Consider the following 20,329-nt stretch of genomic DNA (forward strand, 5'->3'; position numbering starts at 1 on the left):
AGCAGTGTGTCAGACGTATGTTTGCTGACTGACCCGGCGCATCGCGAGCAAGCTCACTCCTACAGGGAGGTGCTTCAAATCAGAATGTTGTGATGTTGGGCAGATTCCCAACCGTTTTCGGAGAACCGGCCCATGGCCCTCGCCAAACGCATCATCCCTTGCCTCGACGTCGACAACGGCCGTGTGGTCAAGGGCGTGAAGTTCGAGAACATCCGCGACGCCGGTGATCCGGTCGAGATCGCCCGGCGTTATGACGAGCAGGGTGCCGACGAGATTACCTTCCTTGACATCACCGCCAGCGTCGATGGCCGCGATACCACGCTGCATACCGTCGAGCGCATGGCCAGTCAGGTGTTCATCCCGCTGACCGTGGGTGGCGGCGTGCGCACGGTGCAGGACATCCGCAACCTGCTCAACGCCGGTGCGGACAAGGTGTCGATCAATACCGCTGCGGTATTCAACCCCGAGTTCGTCGGCGAAGCCGCTGCGCGGTTTGGTTCGCAATGCATCGTCGTGGCCATTGATGCCAAACGGGTTTCGCTGCCCGGCGAAACTCCACGCTGGGAAATCTTCACCCACGGCGGTCGCAAGCCGACTGGGCTGGACGCGGTGATGTGGGCGAAGAAGATGGAAGACCTGGGCGCTGGCGAAATCCTGCTGACCAGCATGGATCAGGACGGCATGAAGAACGGTTTCGACCTTGGCGTGACCCGGGCGATCAGCGATGCCCTTGGCATCCCGGTCATCGCATCGGGTGGTGTGGGCAATCTTGAGCATCTGGCCGCCGGCGTGCTGGAAGGCCACGCCAGCGCCGTGCTGGCAGCGAGTATTTTCCACTTCGGCGAATACACCGTGCCAGAAGCAAAGGCGTACATGGCGGCCCAAGGGATCGTGGTTCGCTGAGGCGCCTCCGGCCGTTCAGCCGCTGAATATCGGCGGCCGTCTAGCACTATTCGCGGGCAAGCTCGCTCCCACATTGGGGGCGTGCGCCGCGGCGGGGTCATGACCGACCTGCTCTGAAAACGACCATGCCTACCGCCGAACTGGACTTTGCAGATCGTTAACGGCACTCTCTTGCCGTCGTCAGGATCAGGTGCCAGGGATATGTTCAAAGGTGTTTTTCTTGCACTGATCAGCGTCGCGACGTTGCTGTCAGCAGCCGCCCGGGCCGACGATGCACCGGCCTATTCGATGGTCCTTCTGACCGAAAACTTCCCCCCTTACAACATGGCCACCGACGGCAAGAATTTCGCCCAGGAAGCCAACATCAAGGGCATCGCCGTCGAAGTGGTGCGCGAGACCTTCAAGCGCGCCGGTATCGGCTACAACATGACCCTGCGCTTCCCTTGGGATCGCATCTACAAACTGGCGATGGAAAATCCCGGCTACGGCGTCTTTGTGACTGCGCGATTGCCCGAGCGCGAAACGCTCTTCAAGTGGGTCGGCCCCATTGGCCCCGACGACTGGATTCTGCTGGCGCGGGCTGACAGCCCAATCCAGCTGAGCACGCTTGAGGCCGCGCGGTCTTACCGAATCGGGGCCTACAAGGGCGACGCCATCGCAGTGGAGCTTGCGCGTCAGGGCATGAAGCCGATCACCGTGCTCAGCGACAAAGACAACGCCAGGAAGCTGGTCGATGGTCAGCTCGATCTGTGGGCCACCGGCGATCCGGCGGGGCGGTACCTGGCGCGGCAGGAGGGCGTTACGGGATTGAAGACCGTGCTGCGCTTCAACAGCGCCGAACTGTTTTTGGCGCTGAACAAAGACACCCCCGATGCCGTGGTCCAGCGGCTGCAAAGTGCGCTGGACCAACTGCGCATAGAAGGCGTGGTCGATTCAATTTTCGCCAAATACCTCTGATCACTTCTCGGACCTCTGGCGCAGCGCCTTCGGCCTAGCGATAACGCCCGTTCTTGCCATGGCCGGCCATCGCTTCATTTCCGCGCTCAGTGACCATGTGGCGGATCTCGATCAACTCTATACCTTGGGATTTAAGCTTGGGCAGCTCGCGCTCAAGCACATCCAGCGTCACCGGATAGGGATGGCCGATCATCACGGCCGAGCCTTGCTTGTGAGCGAGCTTGATTGCCGTCTGAAGCTGGCCGCTGATGGCCTCCGCAGTGCGCTCGTCGTCGAGGAAGACATCCCGGGACACGCTGGCCAGCCCAATCTTCTGCGCTTCAGCCGCCGCAACGGTTTTGGCGCTGGTGCGGCTGTCGACAAGAAACAGATGACGTCGCTGCAGCTCACCCACCAGCCAGCCCATGGCCACTGGCTCAGCGGTCATGCGGCTGCCCATGTGGTTATTGATGCCAGCGGCGTAGGGGACTTTCAGCAGCGCGGCGTTCAGGCGCGATTCGAGTTCGGGCAGCGGCAGTTCGGGATGCCAGGCGTAGGGCCCGGTCGCCGGGTCCATGGGCATGTGCAGCATCACTGTCTTGCCAACTTTGTGCGCTTGGCGGGCGAAGTCGGTGGCGTGGGGGGTGTCGGGCATGATCGCCAGCGTCACGGGGCCGGGAAGGGCCAGCGCGCGGCTGTCCCGTTCAGGGTTTTGCCCCAGATCGTCGATGATCAGACTGAGATAGGCGACCTTCGGCGCTTTGCCGGCGGTCGCTGAGGGTTCGGCGGGCGCTGCGTGTGCAGCACCCGTTGTGACGGCAAGGGCGCAAATGAGCCCGGTCAACCAGACGCGCACCTCAATTGCCGCGCGTGACACTCAAACCCTTGAGCAAGCTGAGGGCCTGGTTCATCTGGTAGTCATCGTCCTGCGGACGCGCCTTGCCAGCCTTGGCCTTGGTGGTCGGTTTGTCCGCGCCGCCGTTGCCGTTGCCCAAGTGACCGAGCAGATCGGCCTCTTTGTAGTTGTCGCCATCGGCTTCGGCGGTGAGCTTGGCGCGTTTGACTTCGATGTCCGGGTTGATGCCCTGAGCCTGAATCGAGCGGCCGTTCGGCGTGTAATACAGCGCCGTGGTGATCTTCAGCGCGCGGTCGTTGGCCAGGGGCAGAACGGTTTGCACCGAGCCTTTGCCGAACGTATCGGTGCCCATCAGGATGCCGCGCTTCTGGTCTTGCAATGCACCGGCGACGATCTCCGACGCCGAGGCGCTGCCGCCGTTGATCAGCACAACCAGAGGCACGCCTTCGCTGGCGTCGGCCGGGTCTGCCGAGAAACGCAGTTCGGAGTTGGCGATGCGGCCCTTGGTGTAAACGATCAGGCCCTTGGTCAGAAAGTGGTCAGCCACTTCAACTGCCGCCTGCAACACGCCGCCCGGGTTGTTGCGCAGGTCGAGGATCAGGCCGCTCATCTTCTTGCCGTTGTCTTTGCGCAGCTTGGCCAGCGCCTTGCCCACTTCCTCACCGGTCTTGACCTGGAACTGGGTGATGCGGATGTAGCCGTAACCCGGCTCCAGCATCTGCGCCTTCACGCTCTTGACCTGAATGGTGGCGCGCGCCAGCGTCACGTCGAACGGGGTGCCGCCGTCACGTACCAGCGTGAGGGTGATTTTCTCGCCGAGCTTGCCGCGCATCTTGTCCACGGCTTCCTGCATGGTCTGGCCCTGGGTCGGCGTGCCGTTGATCTTGACGATCAAGTCGCCTGCCTCAATGCCAGCCTTGGACGCAGGGGTGTCATCGATGGGAGAGACCACCTTTACAAAGCCGTCTTCGACGCCCACTTCGATGCCCAGCCCGCCGAACTCGCCGCTGGTGCTTTCCTGCAGCTCCTGGAAATCTTCCGGGCCCAGGTAAGCGGAGTGGGGATCGAGATTGCTGAGCATGCCCTTGATGGCGTTTTCCAGCAGGGTCTTGTCATCTACGGGTTCGACGTACGCGGCTTTGATCCGGTCCATGACCTCGGCGAAGGTGCGCAGCTCGTCGAGCGGCAGCGGCGCCTTGATGTTCGCGGCATTGGCGGGCGCAGTGGCGGCTGGCGCAGCAGCAGGGGCGGCACCGGCAGCCTGGGCCAGAGGAGCACCGATAACGACGGCGATAGTCAGGGCCAGCGAGGTGAGGCGGGACGAAAACAGCATGTCTTACGAACTCCTGAGTGAGGTGTCGACTTATCCTTGAGTGCGACACCATTGGGCCGGATCACTAGGGCGACCCTGCTGACGAATAGCGAAATACAACGCCGGAGTGTCCTGACCGCCACCACTGTTACCGACAGTGGAGATCGCTTCTCCGGCTTTTACGACGTCACCGGCCTCTTTCAACAGGCTCTGGTTGTGACCGTACAGACTCAAATAACCATTGCCGTGGTCGAGAATGACCAGAAGCCCGGCGCCGCGCAACCAGTCGGCAAAGACCACCCGACCACCGTGCACCGCGCGGACCTGGCTGCCTGCAGCCGCACTGATCAACACGCCGTCCCACTTAGTGCGCTCGTCATCGCCACGGCTTTCACCGAATCGCGCCAACAATCGACCATCAACGGGCCAAGGAAGTTTTCCCTTTGCTTGCTCAAAAGCGCCGCCGTACGACTGACCGGCACTGGAAACCATCGCGCCGGGCGCTTTGGTCGGACGACGCGGCGCTTCATCGCTGTCGTCCTTGCTGTTGTCTTTTTCACGGCTTTTCGCCAGCGCTTCCTGCTCGCGCTGCCGTTTCTCGGCCTCTTGCTGCGCGAGCAACGCCTTCTGGCGCGCCTCTTCGGCTTCGCGGGCCTGGCGGGCGAGGGTCTCTTCGATGGTCTTGAGGACCTTGGTCAGATCGGCTTGATCCTGCTGCCGCGACTGCAGCTTCTGGTCGCGAACCTTGTAGTCCTGATTCAACTTGGCCAGCGCTACCTGCCGTTCCTGGCGCACGGTATCGAGCTGGGCTTTCTGGTCATCCAGCGAGCTCTTCTGCACCAGGAGCTGCGCTTGCTGCAGGTCGATGTCTTTCTCGACGCCGGCCAGCTGGCGCAGGGTTTCATTGAAGTTGCGCAACTGCTCCAGGCGGGCCTGGCTCAGGTAATCGTAGTAGGCGAGGGTGCGGGCGAATTTCTCTGGGTTCTGCTGATTGAGCAGCAGTTTGAGGTATTCCTGGCGGCCGCTCTGGTAAGCCGCGCGGGCCTGAATGGCGATCAGTCGTTGTTGTTCAACGCGTGCGCTTTGGAGTTTTTTTTTCTCCTGGTCGAGCCGTTGCAGCTCGCTTTCAGTCTTTTTTAGTTCTTTTTGCAGGGCCTCCACCTGCTTTTCCAGCTTGCCCATCTCCGTTTCAGTGGAGCGCAGGTCTTTCTGAACGCCTGACTTTTCTTCCTGCAGCTGGCTCAGCGCTTTCTTCAGTTCGGTGATGTCCTGACGCGTGGCATCCAGCTGTTTCTGCGTTTGTGCGCGATCATCGTCGGCGAAGGCCGGATTGAGCATACAAATCAAAGCGAGGGTGATCAGGGCGCGAAGCATGAGGTTGGGCGATACCAGGAGTGAAGACGGGACTAGTATGCCCGGCGGTGGCTGCAAAAAAAACGCTCGGACGACTTGGCCGTCAGACATTTCATACAAAACCGGCCCGCCAGCGACTGGCGGACCGGTTCGAGAGGCTTACTTGGCGACCAGAATCGACGTGCCGGTCATTTCTTGCGGGATTTCCATGCCGAGCAGCGTCAGCATGGTGGGCGCGACGTCCGCCAATACGCCGCCATCGCGCACCTTTAGGTCACGCTTGCCGACATAAATGAACGGCACCGGCTCGGTGGTGTGAGCGGTGTGAGGCTGGTGGGTCTCCTCGTTGGTCATCTGTTCGACGTTGCCGTGGTCGGCCGTAATCAGCGCTTCTCCGCCGACCTTTTCCAGCGCCTGGGTGATGCGCCCGACGCAGACGTCCAGGCACTCAACGGCCTTGACGGCTGCTTCCATGATCCCGCTGTGGCCCACCATGTCGCCGTTGGCGTAGTTGACGACGATCACGTCATAACGCTGATGCTCGATGGCGTCGACGATTCGGTCGGTGACTTCCGGCGCGCTCATTTCTGGCTGCAGGTCGTAGGTCGCCACTTTTGGTGAAGGGATCAGGATCCGCTCTTCGCCGGGGAAGGGTTCTTCACGGCCGCCGGAGAAGAAGAACGTCACGTGGGCGTACTTCTCGGTCTCGGCGATGCGCAGCTGAGTCTTGCCGTTGTTCGACAGGTATTCGCCGAGCACGTTGTGCAGGCCGGCCTTTTCGAACGCCGCGGGTGCGTCGATGTTGGCGGCGTACTTGGTCAGCGTGACGAAGCCGGCCAGCTTGGCCTGACGGCGACGGGCGAAGTCCGCGAAATCGTCTTCGACGAATACGCGGGTCAGTTCGCGGGCGCGGTCGGAACGGAAGTTCATGAACACCACCGCGTCGCCGTCTTCGACTGTCACCGGCGCGCCGATGCTGGTGGCTTTAACGAATTCGTCGTTCTCGCCTCGCTCATAAGCGGCGTCCAGCGCGGCCTTGGCGTTGTCGGCGTGGAACTCCGAAGTGCCGTCGACGATCAGGTTGTAGGCAGCTTCGACACGGTCCCAGCGATTGTCGCGGTCCATGGCGAAGTAACGGCCGATGATCGTGGCGGTGCGACCTTTGCCCAGGCGCGCGTAGGCTGCTTCCATGGTCTGCAGGTATTGATGGGCACTGCGCGGTGGCGTGTCGCGACCATCGAGGAAGGCGTGCAGGTAGATCTTGTCGGCGCCGCGCTTGGCGGCCAGCTCGACCATCGCCACCAGGTGATCTTCATGGCTGTGAACGCCGCCGTCGGACAACAGGCCGAGGATGTGCACGGCCTTGCCGGCGCTGACCGCTTGATCGACCGCTTTGCAGATGGCGGGATTTTCGAAGAACTCGCCGTCGCGGATCGCTTTGGTCACGCGGGTGAAGTCCTGATACACCACGCGGCCGGCGCCCAGGTTCATGTGGCCGACTTCGGAGTTGCCCATCTGCCCGTCAGGCAGACCGACATCCATGCCGGACCCGGAGATCAAGCCGTTTGGCATGGTCTGGTACAAGCGATCGAAGACCGGCATCTTCGCTGCGTAGACCGCATTGCCGTGGTGGCTGTCGCTGTGACCGAAGCCGTCCAGGATGATCAGAACCAAAGGTTTAGGCGTGGTAGTCATGAATCCCACTCTTGGCTAATAGGTGAAGTAGAAAAAAGATCGACAGTTTAGGGACAAGTTCAAATCGGCAACAAGCTAAACGACGTCACTGCCGTACGGGCTTTGGCCGACCTTGGGTGCTGTGTATACTGGCCGACATTTTAACGCCCTGGAACCTGATGATGGTTGCTCACCTGATTGAATTTGCCACGAATCACTATTTGCTGACGGGTGCTTTCGTCATCCTGCTGGGCCTGCTGATCGCAACCGAGCTTAGCAAAGGCGGCCGCAGCCTGAGCACCGGCGAATTGACCGCTCTGGTCAACCGCGACGAAGCCGTTGTCATCGACGTCCGCGCCAAGAAAGACTTCACTGCCGGCCACATCGTCGGCGCGGTGAATTTCCCCCAGGACAAAATCCTGACCCGCACTGCGGAGCTGGAGAAATTCAAGCCTAAAACCCTGATCATCGTCGACGCAGCTGGCCAGCACGCCGGCCATACCGCACGGGAACTGCTGAAAGCGGGCTTCAACGCCGCCAAGCTGTCCGGTGGTATTTCGTCATGGCGCGGTGACAACCTGCCGCTGGTGAAGTGAAATGACCGACGTCGTCGTCTACTCCAGCGATTACTGCCCTTATTGCTCCCGCGCCAAGTCGTTGCTGGCGGGCAAGGGTGTCGGCTTCCAAGAGATCAAGGTCGACGGCAAGCCACAGATTCGCGCTGAAATGACCAAGAAATCCGGGCGTACCTCGGTTCCGCAGATCTGGATCGGCCCGGTCCATGTTGGCGGTTGCGATGACCTGTTCGCGCTGGAGCGCGCCGGCAAGCTGGATAAGCTGCTGAGCGCCTGAATTCGAACCGGGATGTGGAAACGATGGTTTTTTGCACAGCCCGGAAGCCTACAAGACCCCAATGTAAGGATCTGAGATGACTGATCAACCGAATAACGGCGCCACTTCCAACGAAGAAGAAGCACCGCAGTTTTCCCTGCAACGCATCTACGTCCGCGACCTGTCGTTCGAAGCGCCAAAAAGCCCGGCGATCTTCCGTCAAGAATGGACCCCGAGCGTCAGCCTGGACCTGAACACCCGTCAGAAGCAGCTGGAAAATGACTTCTACGAAGTCGTGCTGACCCTGTCGGTCGAAGTGAAGAACGGCGACGAAATCGCCTTCATCGCTGAAGTCCAGCAAGCCGGTATCTTCCTGATCAAGGGCCTGGATGCCAGCTCGATGAGCCACACCCTGGGCGCGTTCTGCCCGAACATCCTCTTCCCGTACGCTCGCGAAACCATCGACAGCCTGGTTGTCCGCGGTTCGTTCCCTGCGCTGATGCTGGCCCCGGTTAACTTCGACGCCCTGTACGCGCAAGAACTGCAACGCATGCAGGAAAGCGGCGAAACGCCAACGCCTACCGTTCAGTAAGCGTTGTCGCTGCAATAAAAAAGCGCCTGTGAGGGCGCTTTTTTGTGGGCGGCATTCGGCGGTGCTGCGGGTGGGTTACTTGAACCCCAACTGCCGCCAGCCTTCATACACCGCCACTGCGACAGTATTCGACAGATTCAAACTGCGGCAACCTTCGCGCATCGGCAGGCGCAGGCGTTGGTCGCTCGACAGCGGATCCAGCACCTCCGGCGGCAGCCCTCGGCTTTCCGGGCCGAAAAGGAACGCATCGCCCTCCTGGAATTGCGCATCGTGGAAAACCCGCGAGCCCTTTGTGGTAAAAGCAAACAGCCGCGGATGGCCGATGCTTTCAAGGCAGCTCGGCAGGTCGGCGTGACGATGCAGCGTGGCGTATTCGTGGTAATCAAGGCCGGCTCGACGCAGGCGTTTGTCATCCAGCTCGAAGCCCAGCGGCTCGATCAAATGCAGGCTGCAGCCGCTGTTGGCGCAGAGCCTGATGATGTTGCCGGTATTCGGCGGAATTTCTGGTTGAAAAAGGATCACGTGAAACATGCACGGCTCCGAACGAAAGGACGGGATGCATTCTACCCCTGAAGAAGACCCCAGGCCGAAGCTATGGCCCAAGTTTCTGGGCTCGGTGGCGATCGTTGGTGTGATGGTCGGGCTGATGATCGGCCGCGTGACGACCCCGGACCCTATCCAGCTGCAAACCGTCGAAGTGCTGCCGAACGGCGTTGCCGTGTGGTTTAACCGCGAGCCGCAGCTTCATGGTGAACACATCGACGGTGCTGTGGCGCTGCTGTTCAACGCCCAGGGTCAGGCGCAGAAAGGCGAACTGAAGCTCAACGGCAAAGACGTACGCTGGAGGGTGCAACGAAGTGATAAGGGGCTGTTGCTGAACCTGCTGGCGGCCCGTCCTCTGCACGGCGACTGGCGCGGTGCGACCCAGGACGGGCGCTGGAGACTGGAGGTTAGTCTCCGGGAGGAATAAAAGAGGGGAATCCCCGGCCTGCCTGTACCAAGGTCCCCAAAACTGGTGATGTATAACCTATTGCAGCGTGCGTGCCAGTTTTGAGAAATTTCTGTAGGAATATTCGTAATGTCCTGCAGGAGACGGGTTTAGGGCCTTTCAGCCCGCGCCTTTTATAGGCGGGTATAGGGACGAGGTTCGAATCGACTTTCGGGGTTGGATAATTGGTGAGCGTTTTTGCACGCTATTCGCGCATTCTCCGAGTACGAGAGACCAAAGTGATGCACGCCAAAGCGGAGCGGCAAGGTTGCGCATCAACTGTCGGCCTCCAGTACATCTGGGTACCTGGATGGTCTGTAAGCTCGCTGAACCCTAAATTGTGGGACCGGCTTTAGCCGGGAAGGCGTCAGGCGTTACACCGCAAATCCATAGCGCACCTAGTGGCCTCTTCCCGGCTGAAGCCGGTCCCACTAAAAGCGTCAGCGCGCCTGCCGGCCTATTATCAAAACGGCGCATCACCCAGAATCGTTGCGCGGTGCATCACGCGGCGCTGCGGGCGGTAATCGTCGACTGCGTAATGCTGGGTTACGCGGTTGTCCCACATCGCCACGTCGTTTGCCTGCCAGCGCCAGCGCAGGGTGAATTCCGGACGCGTACCGTGGGCGAACAGCAATTTCAGGATCGCCTCACTCTCGCCGGCTTCCAATTCATTGATCCGGGTGGTGAAGCCGTCGTTCACGAACAATGCTTTACGACCGCTCACCGGGTGCGTGCGAATGACCGGGTGCGACAGCGGCGGGTTCTTGCGGCGGGTCTCCTCCCAACGCGCGAGGTCTTCAGCCGTATTGCCAAAGCGCTCCAGCGGGAATGACCGGGTGAAGTCATGGGTCGCGGTGAGACCATCGAGCAACATCTGCATCGGCCGGGACAGCGCCTCGAACGCAGCGATGCCGCTCGCCCACAACGTATCCCCACCGTAAGCCGGCACCTGCTTGGCGCTAAGCACCGCGCCCAGCGCAGGGGTCGGCAGAAAGGTGACGTCGGTGTGCCAGATGGCGTTGTCGCGCACGTCAGTGACCGCGGTATCGAGGATCAGCACTTCAGGCTGTTCCGGCACGTTGGGGTAGATCGGATGGATGTGCAGGTCACCAAAGTTGGCGGCGAATCGCGCTTGTTGTTGCGGCGTGATCGGCTGATCCCGGAAGAACAGCACCTGATGATCAAGCAGCGCTTGCTCGATGGCGTTGCGTTGTTCATCGGTCAGGTCGCGGCTGAGGTCAACGCCGCTGATCTGTGCGCCCAACGCCGGGCTGAGCGGGTGTATGTCAATGCTCATGGTGTTCTCGTGTGTTCGGCGCCGAAGTGTCGGCGTAGTCAGTAATAAGGTCTTGGATTCAGTGATTCTGGCCGTGCCAGGGCACGAGCTTGCGTTGCAGTGCGCGCAGGCCCATTTCCAGCGCGAAGGCGATCAGCGCGATGACCAGAATTCCCAGCACTACTACATCGGTCACCAGAAACTGCGCGGCGGACTGGACCATGAAGCCGAGGCCACTGGTGGCGGCGATCAACTCGGCCGCCACCAGCGTCGACCAACCCACGCCGAGGCCGATGCGCACGCCGGTCAGGATGTCGGGCAGGGCGCTGGGCAGGATGACGTGACGGATGAGCTGCCAGCGGCTGGCGCCCAGAGACTGAGCCGCGCGCAGTTTTGCGCTGTCGACCGTGCGCACACCGGTCGCGGTGGCGATGGCGATCGGCGCGAAGATCGCCAGATAAATCAGCAGGACCTTGGAGAATTCGCCAATGCCGCACCAGATCACGATCAACGGCAGGTAGGCCAGGGGCGGCACTGGGCGGTAGAACTCGATCAGCGGGTCGAAAATCCCACGCGCGATTCGGTTATGACCAATGGCGATGCCGACGGGAATGGCCGTCAGCACGGCGAAGAACAGCGCCAGTCCGATGCGTTGCAGACTCGCCCCCAAGTGCTGCCACAGCGTGGAGTCCATGTAGCCTTTGGTCATCAACAGCCAGGCTTTTTCCAGCACAGCGGCAGGCGGCGGAAGAAACAGCGGTTCGACCCACTCAAGGGCTGTGACCAACCACCAGCCGCCCAGCAGGAAAGCGAGGGTCAGCACGCTGATGGCGCGCGTGCTCACATAGAAAGAAGAGGGCTGGCGCGGTGCTGTTTGCACCGGCGCGCGAGTGAGGGCGGGCTCCGGCGATTGATAAAGACTCATGCCCGTCGCTCCCGAATGCTTTGCCGCTGGGAAAATACCCGCGCGAGCACGTGCTCGCGGGTTTCGATGAAGCGAGGGTCGGACTTGATGGCGCGAGCCGATTCACCTGCGCTGTAGCGCTGACCGAAGTCGAGCTTCAGGTGCTCGACAATGTGACCGGGGTTGGGCGCAAGCAGAATCAGATCGGTCGACAGGAACACCGCTTCTTCAATGTCGTGGGTGATAAGGAAGACCGGTTTGGCGCTGCGTTGCCAGACTTGCAGCAGCAGTTCTTGCATCTGTTCGCGGGTGAAGGCGTCGAGGGCGCCGAAAGGTTCGTCCATCAGCAGCACGCGCGGATCGGCCGCCAATGCGCGGGCAAGGCCCACACGTTGTTTCTGCCCGCCGGACAATTCCCAGATACGGCGCTTCTCGAAGCAGGCGAGATCAACCAGCGCCAGCATGTCCCGCGCTTTGCTCTCGCGTTTTTCACGGGGGACGCCCGCCAGCTCCAGCCCGAATGCGACGTTGGCCAGTACATCCTGCCAGGGCAGCAGAGCGTCATCCTGAAACACGACGCCGCGCTCGGCGTCGGGGCCGTTCACCGGGACGCCATCAAGGGTGATGCGGCCTGCGCTTGGCGCGACGAACCCGGCAATCAGGTTCAACAACGAAGTCTTGCCGCTGCCGGATGGGCCCAGGGCAACCAGCAGTTGCTGCGGACCAAGGGTCAGGGAAATATCCGACAGCACCGGCTCGGCCGCACCGGGATACTGTGCGCTGATGCGCTCCAGCTGTAACAGGGCCATGGCATGGACTCCGCTTCTAATAGATGTGCGTCAACGGCATGGCTGTCGAAGCCGGCTCGGTATCGGGTGGACGCCTTCGCTTACTGGGTGACGAACTTCGCGCTCACGTAAGGGGTGTAATCGGCCAGGACGGCGTCGACCTTGCCTTGTTCCTTGAGGAACGCTGCGGTCTTGGTGATGGCGTCGGTGGTTGGCGCGCCCAGTTCAGTTACCTGATCAGCCGCCAGCGGGTAGACGTTGCCCTGCAACAGGCCCGGGATGTCGCCAGGTTTGGCGCCGGAGAGTTTCACCAGCTTGTCGACGTTGCTGGCATCGGCCAGCCAGGCGGCAGGGTCCTTGCGGTAGGCGGCGTAGGCTTCCAGAGTGGTTTTGGCGAAGGCTTTGACGACCTCAGGATGCTTGTCGGCGAAGTCCTTGCGCACGATCCACGCATCAAAGGTCGGCGCGCCGACTTTCGCCAGCTCGCCCGAGGTGATCAGCACTTTGCCTGTCTCCTTGGCCACGCCGAGCGCCGGGTCCCAGACGTATGTGGCGTCGATGTCACCGCGCTTCCATGCCGCCGCAATGGCCGGTGGGGCGAGATTGAGGATGGTCACTTTCGCCGGGTCGATTTTCCAGTACTTCAGGGCGGCGAGCAGGCTGTAGTGGCCCGTCGATACGAACGGCACGGCGATCTTCTTCCCTATCAAATCCTGTGGGCCGTTGATGCCGGAGCCATTACGTGCAACCAGCGCCTCGGCAGCGCCGATCTGGGTGGCAATAAGGAACGTTTCCACCGGTACTTTGCGCGTTGCCGCCGCGGTGAGAGGGCTGGAGCCGAGGTAGCCGATCTGGACGTCACCCGACGCGATCGCCGTGATCACGTCCGCGCCATTATCGAATTTGCGCCATGAAATCTTCGAGCCCGTCGCCTTTTCATAGGCGCCATCAGCCTGAGCGACCTTCGCCGGATCCACGGTGGTCTGGTAGGCGACGGTGAAGTCAGCGGCCTGGGCGAAGAGTGCCGAGCCGGCAAGCGACAAGGCGGCCAGGACGCGTAGGGGTTTGAGCAGTTTCATGGTGACGCTCCGTAGAAAGGCACACCGCCTCCGAATGCCGCAGAGCGTAAATGATCTAAGAAAGTCGAAATAAATAACCTTTTGGAATTTGCTTAGTGTTAATTCCTATACGCGCGGGCTTGATAGGTGCGCATCGCGAGAGGAAAAACACCGAGCTCATGGACGATTCATCTAATCGTCACAATTTGTAAATACGATCGCGACGCCTGTTCAGCGATGTACCTGCAGGGATGGGGCGTTTCTCACGGACTGATCTGGATGGATGCACGAAGCGGCGACGAGTTTTGCCGTGGTTTTCTCCCCGATGAGGTTTTTTCTGGCTTCGTCAGAAAACAGACGGGGAGCAGGGTGACAACTGCAACGTTTGCGACTACCGGACAAGAAATTCCATGTATTTCAGTCGGTTGGAGAGGCAATTCTCACCCGACTTCGCAGGAAGACCGTGACTTGCCGGTCAAGTTCCGGTCGTACGTCACCGCTAAACATATCGATCTGACGAACGGCATCGAAATATGTTTTGGGAATTAGGGATTAGGGCCGATACACTCCGCAACGGACGGCTGAAACGGCTTGTGACATATAACTGCTTGGCATAAAAGCAGGTCTAACAAGTCTTTTTAGGTTTAAAGGATTTCCCTTACCTTGCAGCCAGCTGTACCGCGGTCTAGTCAATTAGTCTTGGGGCCATTGACTCGCCGAGTCAGGTCCGGCGCTAATCGCGCATCCTCGGTTTTGAGCCTTAGGCTCTAGCCCGGGAACTACAAAAATTAGATTCATGAGGAGCGATACACAATGAAGAAGTCCACCCTGGCCTTGGCCGTATACGCAGGTGTCTTGGCTACTCAGGCCGGTGCAGCTGGTTTCCTGGATGACAGCAAAGCGACACTCAGTTCCCGTACTTTGTATTTCGAAGGTGATCCGCGCGAGCCGTCGTCGACTGGCGCCAAAGGGCAAGACCAGCGTCAGACCACTCAGGGTTTCCTGTTCAACTTTATCTCGGGTTACACCCCGGGTACTGTTGGGTTCGGCCTCGACGTTCAGGGCATGTACGGCATCAACCTGAGCGGCGGTATCGACAACCGTGCCGCTAACGGCAGTACTGCGAACACCGTTTCCCCTACAACTTCCGACGGTACGCCAGTGGCTGACTGGGCTCGCGCTGGGGCCAACGCCAAGGTCAAAGTCTCGAAGACCGAGTTGAAAGTCGGTAACGCTCTGCAGCCTAACCTGCCGATCCTCGTATCGAACGACGGTCGTCTGCTGCCGCAGACCTTCCAAGGTGGCATCGTCACTTCCAAGGAACTCGACGGTCTGACACTGACCGCCGGTAAGCTGACCCAAGCTGCCGGTCGTGCTTCCAGTAACTACGCTGACATGTCCCTGGCCGGTGGTTACAAAGGTTCGAACAACTTCCAGTTCGCAGGCGGCGACTACAAAGTCACCAAAGACCTGACCGTTCAGTACTACTACGCGAACCTGGAAGACTACTACAAGCAGCACTTCCTGGGCCTGGTCCACATCCTGCCGATCGCAGAGGACCAGTCGTTCAAGACCGACCTGCGTTACTTCCACAGCACCTCCGATGGCAAGAACGCCCATCAGGAAGTCAACACCGGCTATCGCTTCTCCAACGGCTACAGCAAAGACGGCCAGGGCGAAGTTGACAACGACACCTGGACTGCCATGTTCACCTACACCCTGGGTGGCAATGCATTCCTCTTGGGTTACCAGTCGGTGAGCGATGACGGCGGCATGCCGGTCATGAGCAACGGCAACGTTACCCGCAACAACCTCTCCAATGGTCGTAACGAAGGTGAAGGCGGTAACAGCGTTTACCTGTTCACCGACAGCATGATCACCAACTTCACCCGCGCCGGTGAGCAGACCAAGTTCGGTCAGTACTCGTATGACTTCGCACGCCTGGGCGTCCCTGGTCTGAAAGCTGCCATCGCTTACCTGTATGGCGATCAGATCCGTCTGCAGAACGCATCGCTGGGTCGTGGTTCGGAGTGGGAACGTGACATGCGCATCGACTACGTGTTCCAGGACGGCTTCATGAAAGGCTTCGGCGTTACAGTTCGTCGCGCGAACCTGCGCTCCGATACCGATCTGTACGCTTCGCAGCAGAATACCGACCAGACTCGTGTGGTCCTCAATTACACCTACGCCTTCAAATAAGCGTGATGTGTTGAAAAGAGCCCCGCTTCGGCGGGGCTTTTTTATGCCTGAAACAATGTCATCCAGCACCAATCGTTCCTTTTGTTTTCAGATGCTGGGATGCACAGTGATTCATACCTCACCATCCAAGGAGCACGACTGAATGGGCCTCAAACTCGGCGACATCGCACCCGACTTCGAACAGAACTCCAGCGAAGGACCGATCAAGTTTCACGAATGGCTGGACGGTAAATGGGCGGTATTGTTCTCTCATCCTGCCGACTTCACCCCGGTATGCACCACCGAGCTGGGCTTCACCGCAAAACTCAAGGACGAATTCGACAAGCGCAACGTCAAGGCGATTGCCCTGTCCGTGGACTCGGCCGAATCCCACACCAAGTGGATCGGCGACATCAACACCACGCAGAACACCCTTGTGAACTTCCCGATCCTGGCGGACGAAGATCGCAAGGTTTCCGAGCTCTACGACCTGATTCACCCCAATGCCAGCGAAACCCTGACGGTGCGTTCGCTGTTCGTGATCGATCCGAACAAGAAGGTGCGCCTGACCATCACCTACCCGGCCAGCACCGGTCGCAACTTCCACGAGATCCTGCGGGTAATCGATTCGCTGCAGCTGACCGACAACTACAAAGTCGCCACGCCGGCAAACTGGAAGGATGGTGAAGACGTTGTCATCGTGCCTTCGATCAAAGACGAAGCAGAGATCAAGGAACGCTTCCCTAAAGGCTATACCGCCGTTACCCCTTACCTGCGCCTGACGCCACAGCCGAATCGCTGATACACCGGTTTCAACCATGAAATTCGGGCCGATTTATCGGCCATTTTTTTGTGCTGTGAACGCTGAACATGTTGGATATTTACGACGGTTCTGACACAGCGCTATCGCACAGCCAACACAGCCCATGTGGGAGTGAGCTTGCTCACGAATGCTGTATTCCAGCCGCCGCGAATTTCAGTGCATGTGTCGGCCGATTCGCGAGCAAGCTCGCTCCCACGAGTTCGCGTAATGCCAAGAAGCACGGCAGAAGTTACATATTCTTTTTGGTGCTAACCAAATGAATAAATATGATTTTAGAGAATAACCATCCCCTGTTATGGTCTCTCCGTCCTGGCGAGATCGCCGGCAATGAATCCCTTTCCGCCTTACTGGTCCGCCATCGGACGAGCAGGTGCCACCTGTTAGCTACACACCAAAGGAGCGTGCCATGGGCACCGTTATTTTGCGTCGAAGCCTGGTCGCTCTGTTTGTTGCGGCGGTTTCCTTCGGCGTCCTTACTCAGGCCCAGGCCGATACCTTGCGCATCGGTTACCAGAAATACGGCACGCTGGTATTGCTCAAGGCCAAAGGGTCGCTCGAGAAAAAACTCGCCGACCAAGGCGTGCAGGTTCAGTGGACCGAGTTTCCCGGTGGTCCGCAGTTGCTTGAAGGCCTGAACGTGGGTTCGATCGACTTCGGCGTGACGGGCGAAACACCGCCTGTGTTTGCCCAGGCCGCTGGCGCTGATCTGCTGTACGTCGCCTCCGAGCCGCCGGCGCCCACCAGCGAAGCGATTCTGGTGCCGAAGGATTCGCCGATTACCTCGGTCAAAGACCTCAAAGGCAAGAAAGTCGTCCTCAATAAAGGCTCCAACGTGCACTACCTGTTGGTGCGCGCGCTGGAAGACGCCGGCCTGAAGTACACCGATATCCAGACCGTTTTCCTGCCGCCTGCCGATGCGCGTGCGGCCTTCGAGCGCGGCAGCGTCGATGCCTGGGTGATCTGGGATCCGTACCAGGCTGCCGCCGAGCAGCAGCTTCAGGCCAAGACACTGCGCGACGGCAAAGGCATCGTCGACAACAACCAGTTCTACCTGGCGACCAAACCCTATGCGCAGCAGCATCCCAAGGTGATTCAGACCCTGGTGGAAGAAGTGCGCGCGGTCGGCGAATGGTCCAAGGCCAACCCGGAAGAGGTGACCAAACAGGTCGCGCCACTGCTCGGCCTGCCGGAAGACATCACCCGCACATCGGTGAAGCGTCAGGGCTACGGCGCCTCGTTCATCACGCCTGAAACCGTCGCCGCGCAACAGAAAATCGCCGACACCTTCTATCAGCTCAAGCTGATCCCGAAACCGTTGCGCATCGCTGATGTGATCTGGACGCCACCCGCTGCTGTCGCGAAAGCCCAGTAAGCCCGGCATTGGAAGGAGACCACTCCATGAGCGTGGAAAAAATCACCCACAGACTGGCGCCCTGGTTGCTACCGGTCTTGTTGTTGGCGATATGGCAACTGGCGGTCACCGCGGGCTGGCTGTCGACCCGCATTCTGCCGGCGCCGAGCGCTGTGATTGAGGCCGGCGTCACGCTGGTGCGCAGCGGGGAAATCTGGACCCATCTGGCGATCAGTGGCTGGCGTGCCGGGATCGGCTTTGCCATTGGCGGCGGGATCGGCCTGGCTCTGGGCTTCATCACTGGGCTGTCGAAATGGGGCGAACGCCTGCTGGACAGCTCCGTACAGATGATCCGCAACGTGCCCCACCTGGCGCTGATTCCGCTGGTCATCCTGTGGTTCGGCATCGACGAGACCGCGAAGATATTTCTGGTCGCGCTCGGCACGCTGTTCCCGATTTACCTGAACACGTACCACGGCATTCGCAACATCGATCCCGCATTGGTGGAGATGTCCCGCAGCTACGGTTTGAGCGGCTTCGGACTGTTCCGCCACGTGATTCTGCCGGGCGCGATGCCTTCCATTCTGGTCGGCGTGCGGTTTGCGCTGGGCTTCATGTGGCTGACGCTGATCGTCGCAGAAACCATCTCGGCCAGCTCCGGCATCGGCTATCTGGCGATGAACGCCCGAGAGTTTTTGCAGACCGACGTGGTGGTGCTGGCGATCGTGCTTTACGCCGTACTCGGCAAATTGGCAGACCTCGCGGCGCGGGGTCTGGAACGGGTCTGCCTGCGTTGGCACCCGGCGTATCAAGTGGCTAAAGGTGGCGCGCAATGAGCAATCTCCAACAACCGGCAAACCTGTTGCGCGGGATTCCCTTGCAGGTCCGCAAGCTGAAAAAGACGTTCGGCTCGCGGGAAGTACTGAAAGACATCGATCTGCACATCCCGGCCGGCCAGTTCGTCGCCGTCGTGGGCCGAAGCGGCTGCGGCAAGAGCACCTTGCTGCGCCTGCTGGCGGGCCTCGATCAGCCGTCGAGCGGCCAATTGCTGGCCGGTAACGGCTCATTGGCGGATGCGCGGGAAGACACGCGACTGATGTTCCAGGAAGCGCGTTTGCTGCCTTGGAAAAAGATCATCGACAACGTCGGCCTTGGTCTCAGCGGCGACTGGCGTGGCAAGGCGCTGGAAGCGCTGGAAGCCGTTGGTTTGGCCGAGCGCGCCAATGAATGGCCAGCGGCGCTATCAGGTGGCCAGAAACAACGGGTGGCGCTGGCCCGTGCGCTGATTCACCAGCCGCGCTTGTTGTTGCTCGACGAGCCGCTCGGCGCGCTGGATGCCCTGACCCGAATCGAGATGCAGCAACTGATCGAAAACCTGTGGAAGAAGCATGGCTTCACCGTGTTGCTGGTGACCCATGACGTCAGCGAAGCGGTCGCCATTGCCGACCGGGTCTTGCTGATTGAAGAGGGCCGCATCGGTCTTGACCTGCAGGTTGATCTGGCCCGTCCGAGGGCGCGCGGCTCTTACCGACTGGCCGCGCTGGAAACCGAAGTGCTCAACCGCGTGTTGTCGCTACCAGGCAAACCACCCGACCCCGAACCGACTTCACCGCTGCCCACGCAACTGCGTTGGGCCAATTAACTCCAGAGGCAATCCTGCCCCCGGAACTGATCTCACAAAGGAAGCCTTACCATGACTATCAAAGCCATTAACGTGCGTAACCAGTTCAAAGGCACCATCAAGGAAATCGTCACCGGTGACGTGCTGTCCGAGATCGACGTGCAGACCGCGTCGGGCGTCGTCACTTCCGTTATCACCACCCGCTCCGTCAAAGAGCTGGAGCTGGTGGTCGGCAGCGAAGTGATCGCGTTCGTGAAGTCCACCGAGGTGTCGATCGCCAAGTTGTGATCGATGCTGGATCCCAAGCGATCTCCCACAACTCCAGCGTCTGACTCGGGCTTCGGGCTGGTCGAGGACTTGTGGGAGTGAGCTTGCTCACGAATGCGGTGGGTCAGTAATAGTTAGGCTGTCTGACAGAATGCTTTCGCGAGCAAGCTCGCTCCCACAAATTCTGTGCTGGTTCCGCAACTCTGGTTGGACCGGGGACTTGTGGGAGTGAGCTTGCTCACGAATGCGGTGGGTCAGCAACAGTTAGGCTGGCTGACAGAATGCTTTCGCGAGCAAGCTCCCACAGGTCCTCCGAACTAGCCGAAATATCGAGTCAGCCCACCATCCTGTGGGAGTCGAGCTTGCTCGCGAAGGTTTAGCTTCAGCCACCGAGAAAGTGGCTGAATGCCCCGGCCTCTTCGCGAGCAAGCTCGCTCCCACAAATTCTGTGCTGGTTCCGCAAACTCTGGTTGGACCGGGGACTTGTGGGAGTGAGCTTGCTCACGAATGCGGTGGGTCAGCAACAGTTATGCTGGCTGAGCTGGCCTAATGACCCCGGACACCTCAATGGGGGAAACTGTACCCATTGAGGAACGATCATGACCAAGAAATACAGAA

General features: G+C 60.0%; 20 protein-coding genes and 1 pseudogene. 12 read left to right on the plus strand and 9 right to left on the minus strand.

Features of this window, described 5'->3' with window-relative positions; all coding sequences use genetic code 11:
* The first annotated feature begins 132 nt into the window (after nt 1-132).
* Together hisF and IFT47_RS12660 are read left to right on the plus strand one after the other, a co-directional pair.
* On the plus strand, nt 133-903 hold the full coding sequence (gene hisF, locus IFT47_RS12655) for an imidazole glycerol phosphate synthase subunit HisF (protein ID WP_192171292.1): 771 nt from the start codon (nt 133-135) through the stop codon (nt 901-903).
* Nucleotides 904-1,104: 201 nt separating this feature from the next.
* The gene (locus IFT47_RS12660; RefSeq protein ID WP_192171291.1) at nt 1,105-1,860 is read left to right on the plus strand and encodes a substrate-binding periplasmic protein; all 756 of its coding nucleotides are present in this window, start codon (nt 1,105-1,107) and stop codon (nt 1,858-1,860) included.
* Nucleotides 1,861-1,894: 34 nt separating this feature from the next.
* Here IFT47_RS12660 and IFT47_RS12665 read toward each other — a convergent pair whose 3' ends face one another.
* The 4 genes from IFT47_RS12665 to gpmI form a co-directional block, all read right to left on the minus strand.
* Nucleotides 1,895-2,695 (minus strand): divergent polysaccharide deacetylase family protein, encoded by an 801-nt coding sequence (locus IFT47_RS12665; RefSeq protein WP_192171290.1) that lies wholly within the window; start codon nt 2,693-2,695, stop codon nt 1,895-1,897.
* Nucleotide 2,696: 1 nt separating this feature from the next.
* The gene (locus IFT47_RS12670; RefSeq protein WP_192171289.1) at nt 2,697-4,028 is read right to left on the minus strand and encodes a S41 family peptidase; all 1,332 of its coding nucleotides are present in this window, start codon (nt 4,026-4,028) and stop codon (nt 2,697-2,699) included.
* 30 nt (nt 4,029-4,058) lie between these two features.
* Nucleotides 4,059-5,381 (minus strand): murein hydrolase activator EnvC family protein, encoded by a 1,323-nt coding sequence (locus IFT47_RS12675; protein WP_192171288.1) that lies wholly within the window; start codon nt 5,379-5,381, stop codon nt 4,059-4,061.
* 138 nt (nt 5,382-5,519) lie between these two features.
* Nucleotides 5,520-7,055: a 2,3-bisphosphoglycerate-independent phosphoglycerate mutase gene (gpmI, locus tag IFT47_RS12680; protein WP_192171287.1), complete on the minus strand. Its 1,536-nt coding sequence runs from the start codon at nt 7,053-7,055 to the stop codon at nt 5,520-5,522.
* A gap of 161 nt (nt 7,056-7,216) precedes the next feature.
* Between gpmI and IFT47_RS12685 the strand changes: the two genes are divergently transcribed.
* The 3 genes from IFT47_RS12685 (at nt 7,217) to secB (ending at nt 8,457) form a co-directional block, all read left to right on the plus strand.
* Nucleotides 7,217-7,630 carry a rhodanese-like domain-containing protein gene (locus IFT47_RS12685; protein WP_192171481.1) on the plus strand — a complete coding sequence of 138 codons (414 nt, stop codon included), beginning with the start codon at nt 7,217-7,219 and terminating at the stop codon, nt 7,628-7,630.
* Between the two features lies 1 nt (nt 7,631).
* Nucleotides 7,632-7,886, plus strand: a complete 255-nt coding sequence (gene grxC, locus IFT47_RS12690; protein ID WP_192171286.1) for a glutaredoxin 3 — start codon at nt 7,632-7,634, stop codon at nt 7,884-7,886.
* Between the two features lie 76 nt (nt 7,887-7,962).
* Nucleotides 7,963-8,457 (plus strand): protein-export chaperone SecB, encoded by a 495-nt coding sequence (secB, locus tag IFT47_RS12695; RefSeq protein ID WP_192171285.1) that lies wholly within the window; start codon nt 7,963-7,965, stop codon nt 8,455-8,457.
* A 75-nt stretch (nt 8,458-8,532) separates the two neighbouring features.
* Here the strand turns inward: secB and trmL are convergent, their stop codons facing one another.
* Nucleotides 8,533-8,988 (minus strand): tRNA (uridine(34)/cytosine(34)/5-carboxymethylaminomethyluridine(34)-2'-O)-methyltransferase TrmL, encoded by a 456-nt coding sequence (gene trmL, locus IFT47_RS12700; protein ID WP_192171284.1) that lies wholly within the window; start codon nt 8,986-8,988, stop codon nt 8,533-8,535.
* On the opposite strand from trmL, the gene IFT47_RS12705 reads away from it, so the two are divergent.
* Nucleotides 8,987-9,427: a hypothetical protein gene (locus IFT47_RS12705; protein WP_192171283.1), complete on the plus strand. Its 441-nt coding sequence runs from the start codon at nt 8,987-8,989 to the stop codon at nt 9,425-9,427. The genes trmL and IFT47_RS12705 overlap by 2 nt on opposite strands.
* A 481-nt stretch (nt 9,428-9,908) precedes the next feature.
* Here the strand turns inward: IFT47_RS12705 and tauD are convergent, their stop codons facing one another.
* The 4 genes and pseudogenes from tauD to tauA all read right to left on the minus strand — a co-directional run bounded on the left by tauD (nt 9,909) and on the right by tauA (nt 13,492).
* Complete coding sequence (tauD, locus tag IFT47_RS12710; RefSeq protein ID WP_192171282.1) at nt 9,909-10,742, minus strand: taurine dioxygenase; 834 nt, start codon at nt 10,740-10,742, stop codon at nt 9,909-9,911.
* A gap of 58 nt (nt 10,743-10,800) precedes the next feature.
* Nucleotides 10,801-11,568: pseudogene (gene tauC / locus IFT47_RS12715) on the minus strand (taurine ABC transporter permease TauC); the annotation flags it as partial.
* Nucleotides 11,569-11,642: 74 nt separating this feature from the next.
* A complete protein-coding gene (tauB, locus tag IFT47_RS12720) occupies nt 11,643-12,434 on the minus strand; it encodes a taurine ABC transporter ATP-binding subunit (RefSeq protein ID WP_192171280.1) in 792 nt (263 codons plus the stop codon).
* Between the two features lie 80 nt (nt 12,435-12,514).
* Nucleotides 12,515-13,492: a taurine ABC transporter substrate-binding protein gene (tauA, locus tag IFT47_RS12725; protein ID WP_192171279.1), complete on the minus strand. Its 978-nt coding sequence runs from the start codon at nt 13,490-13,492 to the stop codon at nt 12,515-12,517.
* Between the two features lie 792 nt (nt 13,493-14,284).
* On the opposite strand from tauA, the gene IFT47_RS12730 reads away from it, so the two are divergent.
* From IFT47_RS12730 to IFT47_RS12755, 6 genes are all read left to right on the plus strand, one after another.
* Complete coding sequence (locus IFT47_RS12730; RefSeq protein WP_192171278.1) at nt 14,285-15,670, plus strand: OprD family porin; 1,386 nt, start codon at nt 14,285-14,287, stop codon at nt 15,668-15,670.
* 142 nt (nt 15,671-15,812) lie between these two features.
* Nucleotides 15,813-16,451 carry a peroxiredoxin gene (locus tag IFT47_RS12735; RefSeq protein ID WP_192171277.1) on the plus strand — a complete coding sequence of 213 codons (639 nt, stop codon included), beginning with the start codon at nt 15,813-15,815 and terminating at the stop codon, nt 16,449-16,451.
* A gap of 427 nt (nt 16,452-16,878) precedes the next feature.
* Complete coding sequence (locus IFT47_RS12740; RefSeq protein ID WP_192171276.1) at nt 16,879-17,844, plus strand: sulfonate ABC transporter substrate-binding protein; 966 nt, start codon at nt 16,879-16,881, stop codon at nt 17,842-17,844.
* Between the two features lie 26 nt (nt 17,845-17,870).
* A complete protein-coding gene (gene ssuC / locus IFT47_RS12745) occupies nt 17,871-18,659 on the plus strand; it encodes an aliphatic sulfonate ABC transporter permease SsuC (RefSeq protein ID WP_192171275.1) in 789 nt (262 codons plus the stop codon).
* A complete protein-coding gene (ssuB, locus tag IFT47_RS12750; RefSeq protein WP_192171274.1) occupies nt 18,656-19,465 on the plus strand; it encodes an aliphatic sulfonates ABC transporter ATP-binding protein in 810 nt (269 codons plus the stop codon). Before ssuC ends, ssuB begins: the two co-directional genes overlap by 4 nt.
* 51 nt (nt 19,466-19,516) lie before the next feature.
* A complete protein-coding gene (locus IFT47_RS12755) occupies nt 19,517-19,732 on the plus strand; it encodes a TOBE domain-containing protein (protein WP_037016233.1) in 216 nt (71 codons plus the stop codon).
* Nucleotides 19,733-20,329 lie beyond the last annotated feature (597 nt).

The sequence above is a fragment of the Pseudomonas sp. CFBP 13711 genome, assembly GCF_014842265.1.
GTDB lineage: Bacteria > Pseudomonadota > Gammaproteobacteria > Pseudomonadales > Pseudomonadaceae > Aquipseudomonas.

What these genes read in the sequence shown, in the direction of transcription:
- hisF (WP_192171292.1), top strand. Translation starts at nt 133, where the DNA reads ATGGCCCTCGCCAAACGCATCATCCCTTGCCTCGACGTCGACAACGGC.
- IFT47_RS12660 (WP_192171291.1), top strand. Translation starts at nt 1,105, where the DNA reads ATGTTCAAAGGTGTTTTTCTTGCACTGATCAGCGTCGCGACGTTGCTG.
- IFT47_RS12670 (WP_192171289.1), bottom strand. Translation starts at nt 4,028, where the DNA reads ATGCTGTTTTCGTCCCGCCTCACCTCGCTGGCCCTGACTATCGCCGTC.
- IFT47_RS12675 (WP_192171288.1), bottom strand. Translation starts at nt 5,381, where the DNA reads ATGCTTCGCGCCCTGATCACCCTCGCTTTGATTTGTATGCTCAATCCG.
- gpmI (WP_192171287.1), bottom strand. Translation starts at nt 7,055, where the DNA reads ATGACTACCACGCCTAAACCTTTGGTTCTGATCATCCTGGACGGCTTC.
- IFT47_RS12685 (WP_192171481.1), top strand. Translation starts at nt 7,217, where the DNA reads ATGGTTGCTCACCTGATTGAATTTGCCACGAATCACTATTTGCTGACG.
- grxC (WP_192171286.1), top strand. Translation starts at nt 7,632, where the DNA reads ATGACCGACGTCGTCGTCTACTCCAGCGATTACTGCCCTTATTGCTCC.
- secB (WP_192171285.1), top strand. Translation starts at nt 7,963, where the DNA reads ATGACTGATCAACCGAATAACGGCGCCACTTCCAACGAAGAAGAAGCA.
- IFT47_RS12705 (WP_192171283.1), top strand. Translation starts at nt 8,987, where the DNA reads ATGCACGGCTCCGAACGAAAGGACGGGATGCATTCTACCCCTGAAGAA.
- trmL (WP_192171284.1), bottom strand. Translation starts at nt 8,988, where the DNA reads ATGTTTCACGTGATCCTTTTTCAACCAGAAATTCCGCCGAATACCGGC.
- tauD (WP_192171282.1), bottom strand. Translation starts at nt 10,742, where the DNA reads ATGAGCATTGACATACACCCGCTCAGCCCGGCGTTGGGCGCACAGATC.
- tauB (WP_192171280.1), bottom strand. Translation starts at nt 12,434, where the DNA reads ATGGCCCTGTTACAGCTGGAGCGCATCAGCGCACAGTATCCCGGTGCG.
- tauA (WP_192171279.1), bottom strand. Translation starts at nt 13,492, where the DNA reads ATGAAACTGCTCAAACCCCTACGCGTCCTGGCCGCCTTGTCGCTTGCC.
- IFT47_RS12730 (WP_192171278.1), top strand. Translation starts at nt 14,285, where the DNA reads ATGAAGAAGTCCACCCTGGCCTTGGCCGTATACGCAGGTGTCTTGGCT.
- IFT47_RS12735 (WP_192171277.1), top strand. Translation starts at nt 15,813, where the DNA reads ATGGGCCTCAAACTCGGCGACATCGCACCCGACTTCGAACAGAACTCC.
- IFT47_RS12740 (WP_192171276.1), top strand. Translation starts at nt 16,879, where the DNA reads ATGGGCACCGTTATTTTGCGTCGAAGCCTGGTCGCTCTGTTTGTTGCG.
- ssuC (WP_192171275.1), top strand. Translation starts at nt 17,871, where the DNA reads ATGAGCGTGGAAAAAATCACCCACAGACTGGCGCCCTGGTTGCTACCG.
- ssuB (WP_192171274.1), top strand. Translation starts at nt 18,656, where the DNA reads ATGAGCAATCTCCAACAACCGGCAAACCTGTTGCGCGGGATTCCCTTG.
- IFT47_RS12755 (WP_037016233.1), top strand. Translation starts at nt 19,517, where the DNA reads ATGACTATCAAAGCCATTAACGTGCGTAACCAGTTCAAAGGCACCATC.